Origin of the sequence: Methylobacterium sp. 275MFSha3.1 (assembly GCF_900108435.1) — a bacterium.
GTDB lineage: Bacteria > Pseudomonadota > Alphaproteobacteria > Rhizobiales > Beijerinckiaceae > Methylobacterium.
The window spans coordinates 1-16,923 of the sequence record NZ_FNWP01000025.1; the positions used below are offsets into that span (position 1 = coordinate 1).

Sequence of the window (16,923 nt, forward strand, 5' to 3'; positions counted from 1 at the left end):
TGTTCCGGTTACGGCCGAAGTCGAGGTACTGGGCGTCGGCCTCGACACCGATCACGAGGCCGGAGCCGGGGGTGATCTGCCAGTTGTAGCCGATCTGGCCACCGCCGGAGAAGCCGTCCTGGCTGCGGTTGCGGAAGGAGGCGACGGTGCCGGGGGCGGCGTAGGGGAAGGGGACGGCGAAGGTGTTGCCGGTGTTGCGGTCGCTGGCGTCGAAGGCGTAGCCGGCGTTGATACCGAAGTAGGCGCCGGTCCAGGTGAAGACCGGGACGGGGGTGAACACCGGCGGCGGGGCGGCGCGGCGCGGCAGGTCGGCGGCCGAGGCGGCGGCGGTGAGGGACGTGAAGGCGGCCAGCGAGGCCAGGAGCTTGGTCATGTCGGTTCCCCGAATGTGTGATCTGGCGGTGTGGCTACCGATCACCGGGGGAAATGGCTGTAGTTTTGAGGTCACACCGCCTGTCGAAGGCCCGAAATGCCAGAGTAGAGCATCCTTCAAGACGCGACGAAGCGCGGAAATACAGCGCGCATTACGCGGGTGAGCGCGACAATAACGCGGCAGCGTTTTGGTTGCATCGACATGTCGGGTTGGCACCGGGTGTGACGGGCACGCCACACCCGGTGCCGGTCGGCCGCCGGCCGGCGCGGCGGCGATCCCGATCGCTCCCGCGGGATCCCGACACCGGCCTGGGCGACCCGGCAAGGTGCCGGAACGCCCCCGCCGCCGCGAGACAGGTTTTCATCCCGCGGATCCCGATCGAGGGTCCGATCACCCGCGCGTCCCGGGCCTCGATCCGAAGTTATGACTCCTGTTACCAACGGGAAAATAGATGGACTCGACAGTCGTCGTCGCGACGACCGCGCGATGGGAACCGGGGCGCCATGCATGTGAGAGTTCGCCTCGACGGCGCGAACCCGCGGCGCTGGCACGTCGCGCTGCTGGACCGGCTGTCCGGCCTGCCGGGTATCGCGGCGGTGAGCGTCGACGCCGCGCCCGGTCCGGACGGGTGGCCGGCACAGGCCGACCTGCTGTTCCGCCTGGAAGCCCTGATCTTCCGGCTGGCGCCGAACGGGTCGCGGCCCGTGCCGCCCGCCGATCTCGCGGCCTGGACCCGTCCCGGGACCCCGGACCTCGTGCTCGACCTGTGCGGCGACGCGGCCGCCTCCTGCCCGGTCTGGCGCGTGGCCTACGACGGCGGCCTCGGCGAGACCGGCCTGCTCGCGAGCCTGCTCGCCGGCCGGGTCCCGCATCTCGACCTCCTCGAAGGCGGCACCGTCGTCGCCGCGGGTCGCCTCGGCTCGGACTACCGAGGTTCCATCGCCGTCTCGTTCGAGGATGCCCTGTCGCGCACGGCGACACTCGTCGCCGCCGCCCTGCGGGCCCGGTCGGACGGCCGCGCCTTCGCGGCGACGCCCGCCGCGGCCGCGGCCGCGCCCGCCCGTCCGGCGCGGATCCTGGCGTCCCGGCCGGCGCGGCTCGTCGCCCGGAGCCTCGTCGGCCGCCTGTACAGGCTGTGCTACCACGCCCCACACTGGCGCACCGGGTGGCGGACCCTCCGCGGGCCGGACCTCGTCGCGCTGGGCCGCCATCCCGCGGAGGGCTGGCAGGTGCTGCCCGACGACGGGCGGCGCTTCTACGCCGACCCGTTCCCCCTCGCGGTCGACGGGACGACCCACGTCTTCGTGGAGGAGTTTCCGCACGCGACCGGCAAGGCGATCATCTCGGCGGTCCGCTTCGGGCCGGACGGGCCCGAGGGGCCGCCCGTCCCGGTGCTGGAGGAGCCGCACCACCTCTCCTACCCGTTCGTGTTCGCGCGCGCGGGCTCCGTCTGGATGGTGCCGGAGAGTTCCGCGGCCGGCACGGTCGATCTCTACCGGGCGACCCGCTATCCGGGCGGCTGGGTGAAAGAGGCGACGCTCCTCTCCGGCGTGGTCGCGAGCGACGCAACGCTCCTCGAGCACGGCGGCCGCTGGTGGATGTTCGCCACCGTCCGGGACGCGCCCGTCGGCGCCCCGCCCGGATCGGGCTGCCACCACGACGCGCTGTATCTCTGGTCCGCGCCCGACTTCCGGGGGCCGTACGCGCCGCATCCGGCCAATCCCGTGCTGGTCGACCCGTCCTTCGCCCGGCCCGCGGGCCGGATCGTCGCGCGCGACGGGGTCCTGATCCGGCCGGTCCAGGATTGCGCCCACGGTTACGGACGCGCCCTGTCGCTGGCGCGCATCGACCGGCTCGACCCGGAGGGGTTCGCCCAGACCATCCTCGACCGGATCGAGCCCGGCCCGGCCTGGCCCGGCAGCTGCCTCCACACGCTCAACACGGGCGGCGGGATCGAGTGCATCGACGGCTCCAGTCGGGCCTCGCGTCTCAGGGCGTATCTGAGCGCGCGGTCCGACGCCTAGGCCGGGCCGCGGCGGAAGCTCGGCCGTCCGGAACCAGCCGCCGCGATCCGTGTTCGCTCACGAACGCGGAGACCCGTTGCCCCCATGATCATGATCCTCATCTGCTTTCTCGCGCCGTGGCTCGCCATGTTCCTGCGCGGAAAGGTGTTTCAGGGCATCCTCTGCATCATCCTCCACCTGACGATCATCGGATGGATCCCGGCGACGATCTGGGCGCTCGTCGTCACCCGCAAGGAAACGGCCTGACCAGGGCGGCCTGACCGGGGCGGAGCGGCCGGGATCGGCGGCTCCGCCGCGCGGTCCGAACCCCGCATACGGGAACGGCGGGGCTCTCGCCCCGCCGCTCACACCGTCCGTTCGGGCAGTCCGTCGCCCGGGCGGCCCCGAGGGCCGCCGCGGCTCAGAAGCCCATCAGCACCCCGGCCGAGCCGGTCACCGTCATCGCGAGGCCGCCCAGGAAGGCGCCGATCATCGCGTAGGAGAAGCCCTTCAGGACCATGTCGTGCACTCCTTTCATCAAGCGGCGGGTCCTCAGCCGGACCCGGTCGGTTCGTCTGCAACGATGATGCCGGATCGGCCGAGCGCGTGCGGTGCGAAGAGTCACGCTGCACCGCGGAACCGTTCGGCGCGCGTTCAGGCGGCGACGGTGGGCGAGACGGCCGCCGGGGCCGTCTCGCTCACGCGAAATGGGCCGGCAGGCTGAGGGCCTGCGCGTAGGTCACGAGGGCGACCGCGCCGGCGATCAGGGTTGCGGCCAGGGCGATGCGGTTGGTCCAGGTCATCGTCGTCTCCATCGGGTTCGCGACTGTGTTCGCGGTGTGATTCCGATGTACGCCCAAGCTTTCGGGCCCGGCGTGTCCCGGAACACCTGCGGTCGCCGGAGCCGCTCGGAATCGCCGCGCGCGGGCCGCTTCCGGCCACCCGGGAATCGCGAGCGGCGCCCCGTCGGCGCTAGGCAGATTGCGGCCCCGACGCGCCGTCCTTCGCCGCGGCGCGCAGGGCGGCCGGGCGCGCCCGGCAGCGGTCCAGATAGGCATCGAGGGCCGCGCTCGCCGGGAAGGCCGCGCGGCCGAAGCCCAGGGCGCTGCCGATCAGGATGTCGGCGCCGGAGAACCGCGCGCCCATCACGTAGGGGCCGCGCGCCAGGGCGGCTTCCAGGCGGTCGACCACCGCCGCGTGGTTCCGGCGCTTCTGCGGCGATCCCGCGAGCTCACCCGTCAGGCCGGCGAACAGCGCGGGCTCGAACTCGGCGACGTACCAGGCCATCCACGTCAGGTACGCGCCGCGCTCGGGGGCGCCCACCGCCGGCGCCAGCCCGGCTTCGGGGAACGTCTCCGCCAGGTAGAGTACGATGGCCTGGGACTCGGTGACCAGACCGCCCGCGTGCAGGACGGCCGGGACGTGCTTGTCGGGATGCGGGTTGGCGGCGTCCGGCACGCCCTCGCCCGTCATCGGCCGGAAGATCGAGACCGGCGCGATGGTGTAGGGAACCCTCATCTCCTCCAAGAGCCAGACGATGCGCGAGGAGCGCGATTGCGGGGCGTGGTACAGGGTGATCATGGCGCGGTTCCTGTCAGCACGGCGCGCGGGATGGCCGTGGCGGGAGGACTTGTAGGGACGCCCTGCTGACAGCATTCTGTCAGCAGGAGTCGGTGGATGCGGCGCGCGGACAGGCTGTTTCAGATCATCCAGATCCTGCGCCGCTCGCCGCGCCCGGTGACGGCCGCCGAGATCGCCCGGGAGCTGGAGGTCTCGGTCCGCACGGTCTATCGCGACGTCGCCGACCTCGTCGGCCAGCGCGTGCCGATCCAGGGCGAGGCCGGGCTCGGCTACGTGCTCGGCGAGGCGTTCGACATGCCGCCGCTGATGCTGACGCCCGACGAGATCGAGGCGGCCGTCCTCGGCGCGCAGTGGGTCGCGGGACGGGGCGAGCCGGTCCTCGCCAAGGCGGCGCGCGATCTCATCGCCAAGATCACCGCCGTGGTCCCCGAGCGCCTGCGCCCGCTCATCGCCGATCCGTCGATCGGCACGCCGACGGCGTTCGCGCAGGCCGCGGACGGGATCGACGTCGCCCGCGCGCGGACCTGGATCCGCGAGGGCCGCAAGATCCGCATCCAGTACCGCGACGTCCGCGGCGATCCGAGCCGGCGCGTGATCTGGCCGGTGATCGTCGGGTTCTTCGATCAGGCCCGGATGGTGGCCGGCTGGTGCGAGCTGCGCGGGGCGTTCCGGCACTTCCGCACGGACCGGATCACGGACGCCGAGTTCCTGGAGGAGCGGCACGGCCTCCGGCCCGCCGTCCTGCGGGCGCGCTGGAAGCGGAGCCTGCCGGACCGGCAGGAGGCGGCGAACCCCGCCGCGCCGGCCGCGCCGTAGGGCCTGATGACAGGGCCACGCGGAATGACCTGGCGACCCCGGTAGGGCTCGAACCTACGACCTGCCGCTTAGAAGGCGGCTGCTCTATCCAGCTGAGCTACGGAGTCGGGGCCAGGCGGCCCCAGAAGCCACGGGCTCGCCCGAGGGTCAAGCGCGCGGGGCGAGGACCGGCGCGGCGTCCCGGATCGGGCCGAGGATGGAGAGACTGCCCCGCGGCGATGCGCCGGACGCGCCTTAGCGATCCGGCGCCGGGAGCGGGCCGGGGTTGCGCGTCGCCGCGGATCCGGTCAGGCCGGAGCGCGGTTCATGCCGGGGCGCCGCGCCCCCGTCGGGAGACCGAGCTTGACCGCGCCGAGTCCCACAGCCTCGCCCCCCGGACATGTCCGGCGCCGCCGCCTCGCCGCCGGCCGGGGCAGCCTGAGCCGGCCGGGCGGCGATCTGCGGCGCCTGCCCACAGGCCTCGACCTCCGGAACGTGCGGCTCGTGGAGGGCGTGCGCGCCGCCTTCGCGTTCGGCGTCGTCATCCTCCTCAACATCTGGATCCAGTGGTCGCCGCTGCTGACCATGGCGCTCGCCGCCAACCTCGCCTGCTTCTGCGACAACGGCGGCCCGATGCGGGCGCGCCTGCGCGTCCTCACCGCCTTCTCGTTCCTCGGCGGCCTGCTCTGGGCCGGCCTCGGCCTGATCCAGCCCCTCGGCCTGCCGGTGGTCGTCCCGGTCGCCTGCGCGCTGATCTTCGCCTGCTCGTACGCGCGCGTCTGGAGCGTGCAGGCCCAGTCGGCCGGCAACGTGCTCGTGGTGGTGCTGTGCATCGCCCTCGACCGGCCGCTCGACGTCGCGCAGGCGGCCGTCACCGCGGCGATGTTCGCGGCCGGCGGTCTCTGGGCGACCTTCCTGGCCCTGGTCATCTGGCGGCTGCACCCGTACCGACCGGCCCACCGGGCGGTGGCGGAGGTCTGGCACAACCTCGCCCGGCTCTGCGGCGACCTCGAGCGGCTCGTCGCCCTGCCGGAGCCCGACACGGCCGCCTTCGACGGCCACGCGCGGGGCCACCGCCGCGGCGTGCGGGCGAGCATCGAGACCGCGCGGACCATGATCCTCGATCTCGCCCGCTCCCGCGAGCGGGTCTCGGACCGCACCGCCCAGGCCCTGCTGCGCCTGGAGAGCGCCGAGCAGATCTTCGCCGCGCTGATCGCCGTGGGCGAGTTGATCGACAGCCGGCCCGACGCGCGCCGCCGGGCGCTCGCCAAGGTCTTCCTGCGGCGCCTGCGCCCCCTGCTGGTGACCATCGCCCGGGCGATCCGCGACGACGTCAACCTCGACCTCGGCCGCCTGGAGCACTCCATCGCCCGGGTGGCCGACGGCCTGTCGGAGGACCCGACCCTGGCCCGCCTCGCCGACCGGATCGCCGGGCGCGTGCGGCTCGGCGCCAAGCTGTCGACGCCGGAGGGCTACCGGCCCGGCGGCACGATCACGGAGGGCGGCAGCCTCGACCGCTGGACCCGCTACGTCGGGCCGCTGGCGCAGAACTTCACCCTGGCCTCGCCCAACCTGCGGCACGCCCTGCGGGCGAGCGCGGTCGCGGCGCCGGCGCTCGCCGCCACCCTGACCTACGCGGGCGCCTTCACGCACTGGCTGGTGATGACCGTGGTGCTCACCATGCAGCCCTTCTACGCGGCGACGTGGCAGCGGGCCCTGGAGCGGATCGGCGGCACGGTGCTGGGCGGCCTCGTGGGGGCCGTGCTCGCCTACTACGCCACGAGCCCGCTGGCGGAGGCCGGGCTCATCCTCGTGCTCAGCATCGTCGGCTTCGCGGCGCGCCAGATCTCGTACGGGTTCTTCGTCACCTGCCTGACGCCCCTCGTGGTGCTGCTCGTCGAGTTGCTGGAGCCTGGCCACAGCTCCTGGGAGATCGTCGCCATGCGGGGCGGCTTCACGGTGCTGGGCGGCGTGATCGCGGTGGCGAGCTGCCTCGTGCTCTGGCCGATCTGGGAGCCCGATCAGGTCCGGCAGGAGCTGCGCCGGGCGCTGAAGGCCCAGGCCGGGCTCGCCGAGGCGGTGCTCCGCGCGCCGCCCGGCGAGGGTCGCGAGGCCGCGATCGCGGCGCAGAGCCGCGAGGCCGGCCTCGCCCTCAACGATCTGGAGGCGGTGCTCTCCCGCGCCCTGCAGCAGCCCCGGGCCGGCAGCCACCCGGAGGTGGAATCCGCCCTGGTGGCCGACGCGACCCTGCGCCGGATCAGCGCCCGGCTGATCGTCCTGCGGCACGCCCCGGAGGCGGCCGCCCCGGAGGCGGAGCCGTGGCGGGCCTGGATCACCGCGACGCTGGCGGCCCTGGGCGCCGACAGGCCCGTGCCCGAGCGGCCGGCGCTGGATCGCGGACAGTCGCTCGTGCGCCTCGTCAGTCAGGTCGATCTTCTGGTCGGGACCCTGCGGCCCGGGGAGATCCGGGCCGCGACGGGGGTCGATGGCGGGGCCCCGGCTTCGAGCGACGGGACCGCGGCGCGGGCCGGTCAGCCCGTCCTGCCGTCCTGACGGACGGCCCCCCGTCAGAACCGCGGCAGGGCGTTGGCCGGGCCGCCGGCATGCGGGCCGCTGTAGCGGTAGGCGGCCGGCCGGGCCGGGCCGGCGGCGTCCCGGTACAGGACGGGAGCGTTGCCGACCCAGCCCGAATAGGCCGAGGCCGGGTAGGGCGAGTGCTTCGAGTCCAGGCCCTGCGCGAGGGCGGGCGTGGCGACCGCGGCGACCAGGGCGGCGGCGGCGAGCATGCGAACGGTCATGATGATCTCCGAGTGTCTTCGTATGACTTCAGCGGGAAGTCATCCGGTCAACCGTGTCGAGTGAGGAAGATCGTCGTCGCGATGCGCTGGGCGGCGGTCTTGATCGCTCCGGCTTTGCTTGGCCGAATGTGACCTCTCAACGGAGATACTCTGCCCCGGGTTCGACCGCCGCCGTGCGCTGGCGCACGGGGAGACGCGGCGCGGGCCGGAAGGCGCGCGACGGGTCCAGGCACGGCCGGGGATGCGTCCCGCGCCGAAGCGTGGCACAGACCGCGGCCTGAGAGGGATGCAGACCATGCGGCTGATCGTCGGCCTCGGAAACCCGGGCGCGCGCTACGCGGGCAACCGCCACAATATCGGCTTCCTCGCCGTCGACGCGATCGCCCGACAGCACCGGGCGAGCCCGTTCCGCCACCGGTTCCAGGGCGAGGCCGCCGAGGTGGTGCTGGGCACCGAGCGGGCGATCCTGCTGAAGCCCTCGACCTTCATGAACGAGTCCGGCCGCGCGGTCTCGGAGGCGCAGCGCTTCTACAAGATCCCGCTGGCCGACGTGATCGTGCTGCACGACGAGCTCGACCTCGCGCCCGCCAAGCTCCGGGTGAAGCTCGGCGGCGGCAATGCCGGCCATAACGGCCTGCGCTCGATCACCGCGCAGTGCGGCAACGATTACCGCCGGGTGCGGCTCGGCATCGGCCATCCCGGCGACAAGGCGCTGGTCCATGCCTACGTGCTCAACGATTTCGGCAAGGCCGAGCTGCCCTGGGTCGAGGATCTCTGCCGGGCGGTGGCCGACCACGCCGCCCTGCTCGCCGCCGGCGAGGACGCGAGCTTCCAGAACAAGGTCCACCTCGCCATGGCCGGCCGCGGCTGGGACGACGTGAAGACGCTGGGCGCCAGAAATTGACACGCCCACACGGGGACGGGATATCGGGGCGGGCGAGAGGGTCCGATGAAGGCGGTGCGCGTCGCGCCCGGCTGTCGGCGGTTCGATTGCCTCCCGGCCGCCGCGGCCCGGCGCGTCGGTGTCGCGCGCGCTCGACCGAGGACGGGGCGCGCGGCGTCGTGTTCGCGGGCCCGATTCTCATCAACCCATTCCGCGCGTCGCCCGACGACGCGCTGCGACGGAACTGACCCATGGGCTTCAAATGCGGCATCGTCGGCCTGCCGAACGTCGGCAAGTCGACCCTCTTCAACGCGCTGACGCAGACGGCGGCCGCCCAGGCGGCGAACTACCCGTTCTGCACCATCGAGCCGAATGTCGGCGAGGTGGCGGTGCCGGATCCGCGGCTGAATGACCTCGCCCGGATCGCCTCCTCGAAGGAGATCATCCCGACGCGGCTGACCTTCGTGGACATCGCCGGCCTCGTGCGCGGCGCCTCCAAGGGCGAGGGCCTGGGCAACCAGTTCCTGGCCAATATCCGCGAGGTCGACGCCATCGCCCACGTGGTCCGCTGCTTCACGGACGGCGACGTCACCCACGTGGAGGGCAAGGTCGATCCGGCCGCCGACATCGAGACCATCGAGACCGAGCTGATGCTCGCCGACCTCGACAGCCTGGAGCGCCGCGCCCAGGCGCTGGAGAAGAAGGCCAAGGGCGCCGACAAGGAGGCCAAGGAGACCCTCGACCTCGTCAACCGCGCCCTGCCGCTGCTGCGCGACGGCAAGCCCGCCCGCCTCGTGGAGCGCAAGCCCGACGAGGAGAAGCTGTTCCAGTCGCTCGGCCTGATGACGGCCAAGCCCGTCCTCTACGTCTGCAACGTCGACGAGGGCGACGCCGACAAGGGCAACGCCTACTCGGACGCGGTCTTCGCCCGCGCCAAGGCGGAGGGCGCCGTGGCGGTGGTGGTCTCGGCCAAGATCGAGAGCGAGATCGCCGTGATGCCGGAGGCCGACCAGGCCGAGTTCCTGGAGGCGGTGGGCCTCGCCGAGCCGGGCCTGAACCGGGTGATCCGCGCCGGCTACGACCTGCTCGGCCTCGTCACCTACTTCACGGTCGGCCCCAAGGAGGCCCGCGCCTGGACGATCACCAAGGGCACCCGAGCGCCGGGCGCGGCCGGGGTGATCCACTCGGATTTCGAGAAGGGCTTCATCCGGGCCGAGACCATCGCGTTCAAGGACTACACGGCGCTCAACGGCGAGGCCGGGGCCCGGGACGCCGGCAAGCTCCGGCTGGAGGGCAAGGATTACGTGGTGCAGGACGGCGACGTGCTGCACTTCCGCTTCGCCAACTGAGGTCGGCCTCACCCCGTCATCGCGCGCGCAGCGACGCGACCCGGGGCAGCGCGACCCCGGTGAGCGCGGCGCCGCCTGGATCGCTTCGCTCCGCTCGCAAAGACGGCGATCCCGATCGCCTGCCCCACTGATCAACGTGACGAGCCCGCCATGCCCGATCCCGCCCTGGAAGACTTCTCCGTCGGCGACGTGATCGTCGGGGAGCCGCTGACGGTGACCCGCGACGCCATCGTGGGCTTCGCGAAGGATTTCGACTTTCAGCCCTTTCACCTCGACGAGGCGGCGGCGGAGACGACCTTCGCGGGCCGGCTGATCGGCTCGGGCTGGCACACGGCGGCCCTGGGCATGCGCGTGCTCCAGCAGGGGCCGTTCCGGGGCGGCTCGTCGCTGGGCGCGCCCGGCATCGACGAGCTGCGGTGGCTCGCGCCGGTCCTGCCGGGGGACGCGCTGACGCTGACCTTCCGGGTCGCGGGCCTGCGCGACTCGGCCTCGAAGCCGGGCCTCGGCTTCCTGACCGCCGAGGTCGCCCTCGCCAACCAGCGCGGCGAGACGGTCCTGACCCAGCGCTTCACCTTCATGCTGGCCCGCCGCGGCACCGATCCCCTGCCCCCGCGTCCCGTGGAGACCGGCGTGCCGGGGCCGGTCACCGAGCCGGAGGATGCCGAGATCCTGCCGTTCCTGCGGGACGCCGAGATCGGCGCCGTGCGGGAGCTCGGCGCCTACCCGTTCAGCGCCGAGGCGATCGTGGCCTTCGCGCGGGCCTACGACCCGCAGGCCTTCCACCTCGACCACGACGCGGCCAAGCGCAGCCATTTCGGCGGCCTCTGCGCCTCCGGCTGGCACACGACCGCCGCCTACATGAACCGGATGCTCACGACCCGCGCCCGGGACGCCGCCTACACGGCCACCCGCGGGCCGGTCCCGGAGGCGGGCCCCTCCCCCGGGTTCAAGAACCTGCGCTGGCTGAAGCCGGTCTACGCGGGCGACACGGTCCGGTTCAGCGCCAAGCTCACCGACAAGCGTGCCTCGGCGTCGCGGCCGGGCTGGGGCTTGGCCTTCGCGCGCAACACCGGGGTGAACCAGCGCGGCGAGGCGGTCTTCGCCTTCGACAGCGCGGTCTTCCACCAGTGGGAGCCGTGAGCGGGCCTCAGGCCGGCGCCTTGCCGAGCACCGCGAGGGACTGACCCAGATACACGCCCGACGGCCACGGCGCCGCCGTGCCGTCGAGGAACGTCACGCTGTCGAAGCCGATATGGTCAGCCCAGGTCTGCCAGACGCTGCGCTCGATGAACGTGTTGAGGTGCGGCACCGTGCTGGTGCGCTGCTCGCCGACCGTCTTGGTGAAGACGCCCCAGTGCGAGGCCATGCTGAACTCGAGGAACGAGGCCACGACGCGGCCCCCGGGCCTGAGGGCGCGGTGCATCTCCTCCAGGTAGATGTAGCACTCCGTGTGCAGGAGATGCGTGAACACGCTGAAGGCCGAGACGAGGTCGACGCTGCCGTCGGCGACCGGCAGCGACAGCGCCGTGTTCCGGGCGAAGCGGTAGTCCCTGGGACAGCGGCGCTTCGCGTAGTCCAGCAGGTCCTGGACGACGTCGAGGCCCAGATACGCGACGCTCGCGGTGCGGGCGAGATGCACCGCCAGGCGCCCGGAGCCGCACCCGAAATCGACCACCGACTGGCCGTCCCGGAGCCCGAAATGCTGGAGGATCTCGCACTCGATCGCGCCGATGCGGTCGTAGTCGCCGCCCACCGCCACGCTCATCGCCTCGTCCAGGGGCAAGTCGCGCATCAGTTGGCGGACGTACGCCTCGTAATCCTCGACGAAATGAAATTTCGCCATCGCGGCCACCTCGAAGGTGTCGAGATCGGACTGGGATGATCAGTCCATCCGCTGTCGAGATTTGTTCTTCCCCACGACGCTCCGGCATCCGTTCTGCCGAACACCGTCGAGCCGCGAAAGCGGCCGCGCGGATACGGGGCGCGAATTGCTCCCGAGGCTGCCTTTTCGGTCACACCGCGTTCGGGAAGACCCGGATACTGCGCCGGGCGGCCGCGGCTGCGGGAGAATCCGGCCTCACGCCGCCCGGCGGCGCTCCGGGTAGAGCCCGTACAGGCCCTCGCGGCTCGCCGCGCAGATGCCGCGCTCGGTGATGATCCCGGTCACGAGGCGCGACGGCGTTACGTCGAAGGCGGGGTTGGCCACCGGGCTGCCGGGGGAGACGACCTCGATCGTGGCGAAGCCGCCGTCGGGCAGCCGGCCGGTCATGTGGGTGACCTCGCGCCCGTCGCGCTCCTCGATCGGGATCTCCTTCACCCCGTCGTCGAGGGTCCAGTCGATGGTCGAGAACGGCAGGGCGGCGTAGAAAGGCACGCCGTTGTCGTGGGCCGCCAGCGCCTTCAGGTAGGTGCCGATCTTGTTGCAGACGTCGCCGCTCGCCGTGGTCCGGTCCGAGCCGACGATGCAGAGATCGACGCCGCCGTGCTGCATGAGGTGGCCGCCGGCATTGTCGGCGATGACCGTGTGCGGCACGCCGTGGCCGTTCAGCTCGAAGGCCGTGAGCGCGGCGCCCTGGCTGCGCGGCCGGGTCTCGTCGACCAGGACGTGGACCGGCACGCCCCGCTCGTGGGCGGCGTAGATCGGCGCGAGAGCCGTGCCCCAGTCCACCGTCGCCAGCCAGCCGGCATTGCAGTGGGTCAGGACCGTGACCGGCCGGTCGCCGCCCCTTGCCGCGTGGAGGTCGGCGATGATCTGGCCGCCGTGGGCGCCGATCGAGCGGCAGCTCGCCACGTCCTCCTCGGCGATGCGGCCGGCCTCCGCGAAGGCGCGGGCGAAGCGCTCGTCCGGCGCGACCTGGCGCAGGTTGGTGGAGACCCGGTCCAGTGCCCAGCGCAGGTTGATCGCTGTCGGCCGCGTCGCCGCGAGGGTCGCCACCGCCCGGTCGATCCCGTCGTGGGACGCGTCGGCGCGCATGGCGAGCGCCAGCCCGTAGGCGGCCGTGACGCCGATCAGCGGCGCGCCCCGCACGATCATCGTGCGGATCGCCACCGCGGCGTCCTCCAGCGTGGCGAGGCGCTTCACCTCGAACGCGAAGGGCAGGCGGGTCTGGTCGATCACCTGGACGCTGAGGCCGTCCGGGTCCGGGAAGATCGTGCGGTAGGGCTGGCCGTCGATGTTCATGGCCGCTCCTGTGCCACAGCGGGGCGGATTTTGCACCCGTGGGCGCGGACGGCGACAGCCTGGGGATGCGCGGCCGGGCGCCGGTGAGCCTTCCTCAACCTTAGCAGGTCGTTAAGGGGGTCGTGCCTAGCCTCGGGGGTAAGTCCCCGTCCTGCGTCCGGTCCCGCATGCGCTCGCTTCGCCGTCCCGCATCGCCCTACGAGACTTTCGTCGACAGCGTTCGCCCCTTCCTGGGCAAGCGCCTGACGGAGCTCGGCGGCTTCGTGCTGTTCACCGGCGCGGTCGCGCTGACCGTGGCTCTGGCCACGTGGTCGATCGACGACCCGAGCCTCAACCACGCCACCGACCACGCCGCCCACAACGTCCTCGGCCAGCCGGGCGCCGTCGTGGCCGACCTCGCCATGCAGATCCTCGGCCTGGGTTCCCTGGCCTTCGTGCTGCCGCCGGTGCTCTGGGGCATCCGGCTGATGCGGGAGCGCAACCTGCCCGAGGGCGGGCTGCGCATCGCCCTCTGGATCATCGGCTTCTGCGCCGCGAGCGCGGTGGCGAGCGCGCTCCCGCCGACGACCCGCTGGCCCCTGCCCACCGGCCTCGGCGGCGTGGCCGGCGACGGCCTGCTGTCGATGGCGCGGGTGATCGTCGGCGCGGTCTCGTCGGCGGCGGCCCACCTCGTCGGCTTCGGCTACGCCGCCGTGGCGATCCTAAGCCTGACCGGCGCCTGCCGGTTCGGCGCCGTCGAGGAGGACAGCCTGCACGACGATCCCTACCCCGTCCGGCGCGCGCCGGCGCGGGGCCGGGATTCGGGCCGCGACGAGCGCGAGGATTCCGACGAGCCGAGCCTCGGCCTCGTGGGTGTCGGCGCCCTGGCGCAGGGGCTGATGGGCCTGCGCGGCGCCGCGGCCGACCGGATCGCCGCGTGGCGTGCCGGCCGGGCCGAGCCGATCGACGGCGCGTCGCCCGCCCTCGCGGCCCGCCGCGCCTTCACGGACGCCGATCTCCCCTGGGCCGAGCACCTGCCCGAAGGCCGGCAGGCCGGCGCGAGCCGGCGCGAGCCCGTCTTCGACGCGTCCGAGGACGCCCCCGCGGCGCCGGGCCGCCGCGCCGCGCCGCCGGCCGACGCGGAGGACGATCCGGAGGCTTTCGAGGCGCCGCAGCGCCCGGTCCCGCCGCGGGCGGAGCCGACCGCGTCCCGCGTCGCACCTCCGCCCGCAGCGCCCGTGCCGGCACGGCGCGCGCCCGCGCCGCCCGTCCGTCCCGAGGATTACGCCCTGCCCGCCCTCGACCTGCTGGCGGCACCCCGCGGCCCGTCCCAGGCGAGCCTGATCTCGGCGGACGCGCTGGAGCAGAACGCCACGCTGCTGGAGGCGACCCTCGGCGATTTCGGCGTGCGCGGCGACATCCTGGCGGTGCGGCCGGGCCCGGTCGTCACCCTCTACGAGCTCGAGCCCGCGCCCGGCACCAAGTCCAGCCGCGTGATCGCGCTCGCCGACGACATCGCCCGGTCGATGTCGGCGGTCTCGGCCCGCGTCGCCGTCGTGCCCGGGCGGAACGCCATCGGCATCGAGCTGCCGAACGCCAAGCGCGAGACGGTCTACCTGCGCGAGCTCCTGGCCTCGACGGACTTCGCCGAGAGCAAGCACAAGCTGGCGCTGTGCCTGGGCAAGAACATCGGCGGCGAGCCGATCATCGCCGACCTCGCGCGCATGCCGCACCTCCTGGTCGCCGGCACGACCGGCTCGGGCAAGTCGGTGGCGATCAACACCATGATCCTGTCGCTCCTCTACCGGCTGAACCCCGAGGAGTGCCGCCTGATCATGGTCGATCCGAAGATGCTGGAGCTGTCGGTCTACGACGGCATCCCGCACCTGCTCTCCCCGGTCGTCACCGACCCCAAGAAGGCGGTCATCGCCCTCAAGTGGGCCGTGCGCGAGATGGAAGAGCGCTACAAGAAGATGGCCAAGATCGCGGTGCGCAACATCGACGGCTACAACGCCCGGGTCGCCGAGGCGGCGGCGCGCGGCGAGGTGCTGACCCGGACCGTGCAGACCGGCTTCGACCGCCACACCGGCGAGGCGGTGTACGAGGACGAGGCGATGGACCTGGCGCCGCTGCCGTACATCGTGATCGTGGTCGACGAGATGGCCGACCTGATGATGGTGGCCGGCAAGGACATCGAGGGAGCGATCCAGCGCCTGGCGCAGATGGCGCGGGCGGCGGGCATCCACCTGATCATGGCGACGCAGCGCCCGTCGGTGGACGTGATCACCGGGACGATCAAGGCGAACTTCCCGACCCGGATCAGCTTCCAGGTGACGAGCAAGATCGACAGCCGCACGATCCTGGGCGAGATGGGCGCCGAGCAGCTTCTGGGCCAGGGCGACATGCTGTTCATGGCCGGGGGCGGGCGCACGACGCGGGTGCACGGGCCGTTCTGCTCGGACAGCGAGGTCGAGAGCGTGGTCGCCCACCTCAAGCGCCAGGGCCGCCCCAGCTACCTCGACGCCGTCACTGCCGACGACGAGGAGGGCGCGACCGAGAAGGGCGGCGGCAAGGGCAAGGCCGGCGCCGCGGAACTCGAACTCGACGGCGCCGTGTTCGACCAGGGCTCCTTCGGCGAGGCCGGCGGCGACCTCTACGATCAGGCCGTGCAGGTGGTGCTGCGCGATCAGAAGGCGTCGACGAGCTACATCCAGCGCCGCCTGCAGATCGGCTACAACCGCGCCGCCTCGCTCATGGAGCGGATGGAGATCGAGGGCATCGTCGGCCCGGCCAACCACGCCGGCAAGCGCGAGATCCTCGTGGAGGAGGCGGTCGGCTGAGAGCGAGGCCTGCCGCGTCCGCGGCACCCCCTCCCTCGTGCGGCCGACGCGTGTTCGCGGTGCGCCCTGCGACGGAGCACGACGCGCCCCCTCTCCCGAGCGGGAGAGTGTTGGGGTGAGGCATGGGAAGTCTCCGGACAGGGCACGCGTTTGACGCGCGGACGGGGCGCGCCGTCTTCTGAAGCTTCGCGTCCCTCACCCCCACCCTCTCCCGCACGGGAGAGGGGACCCGCGCTCTCGATCTCAGGGACGGAGAGACCGCGAGCGCGTGCAGCCGGCAGCTCAGCGGGAGAGGCCGCGCGGATCGGATCACCGTATTCGGCCAGCCCCCGCCCAACCCGAAAAATTTCGCGCGACGCGGAACCGGCCCTTCGCCCGCACGTTACGCGCGTGCGAGGCCTGGAAACGGGCTCGCTCTGAGGGCGCCGGGCACGGTGTCCGGTGCTGCTTGTAGTCACGTTGCTCGTCGGAGGATGTGGTTATGAGGACGTACGACGTTTCGCCCCTGTTCCGGTCGTCCATCGGGTTCGACCGCCTGTTCGAACTGATCAACCAGGCCGACCGCGTCGAGCCGTCGGCCGCCTGGCCGCCCTACAACATCGAGAAGGTGGCCGAGGACCAGTACCGCATCACCATGGCGGTCGCGGGCTTCACGCCGGACGAGATCGAGCTGACCCAGCAGGACACCACGCTCCTCGTCTCGGGTCAGAAGGCCGCCCAGGAAGGCGAGAAGCACTATCTCTACCGCGGCATCGCGGCCCGCACGTTCCGCCAGACGTTCAATCTGGCCGAGCATGTGAAGGTCGTGGGCGCGTCGCTGGAGAACGGCCTGCTCACCGTCGCGCTGAGGCGCGAGGTGCCGGAAGCGCTGAAGCCCCGCCGCATCGCCATCGGCGGCACGACGGCCGCGTCCGGCCAGGACAACGCCCCGGCGCAGATCGCCCGCGATGCCAAGGCAGCCTGAATGGCAGCCTGAATGGCAGCCTGAATGGCAGCCTGAATGGCGGCCTGATCGCACGGCCTGATCCGGTGCCCCGGGCGGCGCGCCCGGGCACCCCTGTCGACACGGATGACATCCCTCACGGGTCCGCGGACCCGCGGGCCCTTTCCCACGACTGCACCGCATTCGATGGAGCGAGGA

Annotated in this window: 13 protein-coding genes, 1 tRNA gene and 1 pseudogene; 9 read left to right on the top strand and 6 right to left on the bottom strand. The window is 72.6% G+C overall.

Going from position 1 to position 16,923, the window contains the following annotated elements; translation table 11 throughout:
• Positions 1–373: pseudogene (locus tag BLW78_RS24615) on the bottom strand (porin family protein); the annotation flags it as partial.
• A gap of 503 nt (positions 374–876) precedes the next feature.
• Here BLW78_RS24615 and BLW78_RS24620 point away from each other — a divergent pair.
• Together BLW78_RS24620 and BLW78_RS24625 are read left to right on the top strand one after the other, a co-directional pair.
• Positions 877–2,397, top strand: a complete 1,521-nt coding sequence (locus tag BLW78_RS24620; RefSeq protein WP_020096540.1) for a glucosamine inositolphosphorylceramide transferase family protein — start codon at positions 877–879, stop codon at positions 2,395–2,397.
• An 84-nt stretch (positions 2,398–2,481) separates the two neighbouring features.
• Entirely contained in the window at positions 2,482–2,643 is a 162-nt protein-coding gene (locus tag BLW78_RS24625) for a YqaE/Pmp3 family membrane protein (RefSeq protein WP_020096541.1), read from the top strand.
• A gap of 705 nt (positions 2,644–3,348) precedes the next feature.
• On the opposite strand, the gene BLW78_RS24630 is transcribed toward BLW78_RS24625, so the two are convergent.
• On the bottom strand, positions 3,349–3,957 hold the full coding sequence (locus tag BLW78_RS24630; protein ID WP_091682660.1) for a glutathione S-transferase family protein: 609 nt from the start codon (positions 3,955–3,957) through the stop codon (positions 3,349–3,351).
• Between the two features lie 96 nt (positions 3,958–4,053).
• Here BLW78_RS24630 and BLW78_RS24635 point away from each other — a divergent pair, with 96 nt between their 5' ends.
• On the top strand, positions 4,054–4,773 hold the full coding sequence (locus BLW78_RS24635; protein WP_091682662.1) for a helix-turn-helix transcriptional regulator: 720 nt from the start codon (positions 4,054–4,056) through the stop codon (positions 4,771–4,773).
• A gap of 30 nt (positions 4,774–4,803) precedes the next feature.
• Here the strand turns inward: BLW78_RS24635 and BLW78_RS24640 are convergent.
• A tRNA-Arg gene (locus tag BLW78_RS24640) sits at positions 4,804–4,880 on the bottom strand.
• A gap of 235 nt (positions 4,881–5,115) precedes the next feature.
• Between BLW78_RS24640 and BLW78_RS24645 the strand changes: the two genes are divergently transcribed.
• Positions 5,116–7,305 carry an FUSC family protein gene (locus BLW78_RS24645; RefSeq protein ID WP_170855231.1) on the top strand — a complete coding sequence of 730 codons (2,190 nt, stop codon included), beginning with the start codon at positions 5,116–5,118 and terminating at the stop codon, positions 7,303–7,305.
• 14 nt (positions 7,306–7,319) lie between these two features.
• On the opposite strand, the gene BLW78_RS24650 is transcribed toward BLW78_RS24645, so the two are convergent.
• On the bottom strand, positions 7,320–7,550 hold the full coding sequence (locus BLW78_RS24650) for a hypothetical protein (RefSeq protein ID WP_020094261.1): 231 nt from the start codon (positions 7,548–7,550) through the stop codon (positions 7,320–7,322).
• Between the two features lie 295 nt (positions 7,551–7,845).
• On the opposite strand from BLW78_RS24650, the gene pth reads away from it, so the two are divergent.
• The 3 genes from pth to BLW78_RS24665 all read left to right on the top strand — a co-directional run bounded on the left by pth (position 7,846) and on the right by BLW78_RS24665 (position 10,922).
• Positions 7,846–8,454: an aminoacyl-tRNA hydrolase gene (gene pth / locus BLW78_RS24655; RefSeq protein WP_091682753.1), complete on the top strand. Its 609-nt coding sequence runs from the start codon at positions 7,846–7,848 to the stop codon at positions 8,452–8,454.
• A 230-nt stretch (positions 8,455–8,684) separates the two neighbouring features.
• Positions 8,685–9,782 carry a redox-regulated ATPase YchF gene (gene ychF, locus BLW78_RS24660; protein ID WP_020094263.1) on the top strand — a complete coding sequence of 366 codons (1,098 nt, stop codon included), beginning with the start codon at positions 8,685–8,687 and terminating at the stop codon, positions 9,780–9,782.
• 150 nt (positions 9,783–9,932) lie between these two features.
• A complete protein-coding gene (locus BLW78_RS24665) occupies positions 9,933–10,922 on the top strand; it encodes a MaoC/PaaZ C-terminal domain-containing protein (protein WP_091682666.1) in 990 nt (329 codons plus the stop codon).
• Between the two features lie 7 nt (positions 10,923–10,929).
• On the opposite strand, the gene BLW78_RS24670 is transcribed toward BLW78_RS24665, so the two are convergent.
• Together BLW78_RS24670 and mtnA are read right to left on the bottom strand one after the other, a co-directional pair.
• Complete coding sequence (locus BLW78_RS24670; protein ID WP_091682754.1) at positions 10,930–11,625, bottom strand: class I SAM-dependent methyltransferase; 696 nt, start codon at positions 11,623–11,625, stop codon at positions 10,930–10,932.
• A 234-nt stretch (positions 11,626–11,859) separates the two neighbouring features.
• Positions 11,860–12,963: an S-methyl-5-thioribose-1-phosphate isomerase gene (gene mtnA / locus BLW78_RS24675; RefSeq protein WP_091682668.1), complete on the bottom strand. Its 1,104-nt coding sequence runs from the start codon at positions 12,961–12,963 to the stop codon at positions 11,860–11,862.
• Between the two features lie 167 nt (positions 12,964–13,130).
• On the opposite strand from mtnA, the gene BLW78_RS24680 reads away from it, so the two are divergent.
• Together BLW78_RS24680 and BLW78_RS24685 are read left to right on the top strand one after the other, a co-directional pair.
• A complete protein-coding gene (locus BLW78_RS24680; RefSeq protein ID WP_091682670.1) occupies positions 13,131–15,782 on the top strand; it encodes a DNA translocase FtsK in 2,652 nt (883 codons plus the stop codon).
• 481 nt (positions 15,783–16,263) lie between these two features.
• Positions 16,264–16,746: an Hsp20 family protein gene (locus BLW78_RS24685; protein ID WP_091682671.1), complete on the top strand. Its 483-nt coding sequence runs from the start codon at positions 16,264–16,266 to the stop codon at positions 16,744–16,746.
• Positions 16,747–16,923: the final 177 nt, after the last annotated feature.

Coding starts and splice junctions, on each gene's coding strand:
- BLW78_RS24620 (WP_020096540.1), top strand. CDS start 877: ATGCATGTGAGAGTTCGCCTCGACGGCGCGAACCCGCGGCGCTGGCAC.
- BLW78_RS24625 (WP_020096541.1), top strand. CDS start 2,482: ATGATCATGATCCTCATCTGCTTTCTCGCGCCGTGGCTCGCCATGTTC.
- BLW78_RS24630 (WP_091682660.1), bottom strand. CDS start 3,957: ATGATCACCCTGTACCACGCCCCGCAATCGCGCTCCTCGCGCATCGTC.
- BLW78_RS24635 (WP_091682662.1), top strand. CDS start 4,054: ATGCGGCGCGCGGACAGGCTGTTTCAGATCATCCAGATCCTGCGCCGC.
- BLW78_RS24650 (WP_020094261.1), bottom strand. CDS start 7,550: ATGACCGTTCGCATGCTCGCCGCCGCCGCCCTGGTCGCCGCGGTCGCC.
- pth (WP_091682753.1), top strand. CDS start 7,846: ATGCGGCTGATCGTCGGCCTCGGAAACCCGGGCGCGCGCTACGCGGGC.
- ychF (WP_020094263.1), top strand. CDS start 8,685: ATGGGCTTCAAATGCGGCATCGTCGGCCTGCCGAACGTCGGCAAGTCG.
- BLW78_RS24665 (WP_091682666.1), top strand. CDS start 9,933: ATGCCCGATCCCGCCCTGGAAGACTTCTCCGTCGGCGACGTGATCGTC.
- BLW78_RS24670 (WP_091682754.1), bottom strand. CDS start 11,625: ATGGCGAAATTTCATTTCGTCGAGGATTACGAGGCGTACGTCCGCCAA.
- mtnA (WP_091682668.1), bottom strand. CDS start 12,963: ATGAACATCGACGGCCAGCCCTACCGCACGATCTTCCCGGACCCGGAC.
- BLW78_RS24680 (WP_091682670.1), top strand. CDS start 13,131: ATGCGCTCGCTTCGCCGTCCCGCATCGCCCTACGAGACTTTCGTCGAC.
- BLW78_RS24685 (WP_091682671.1), top strand. CDS start 16,264: ATGAGGACGTACGACGTTTCGCCCCTGTTCCGGTCGTCCATCGGGTTC.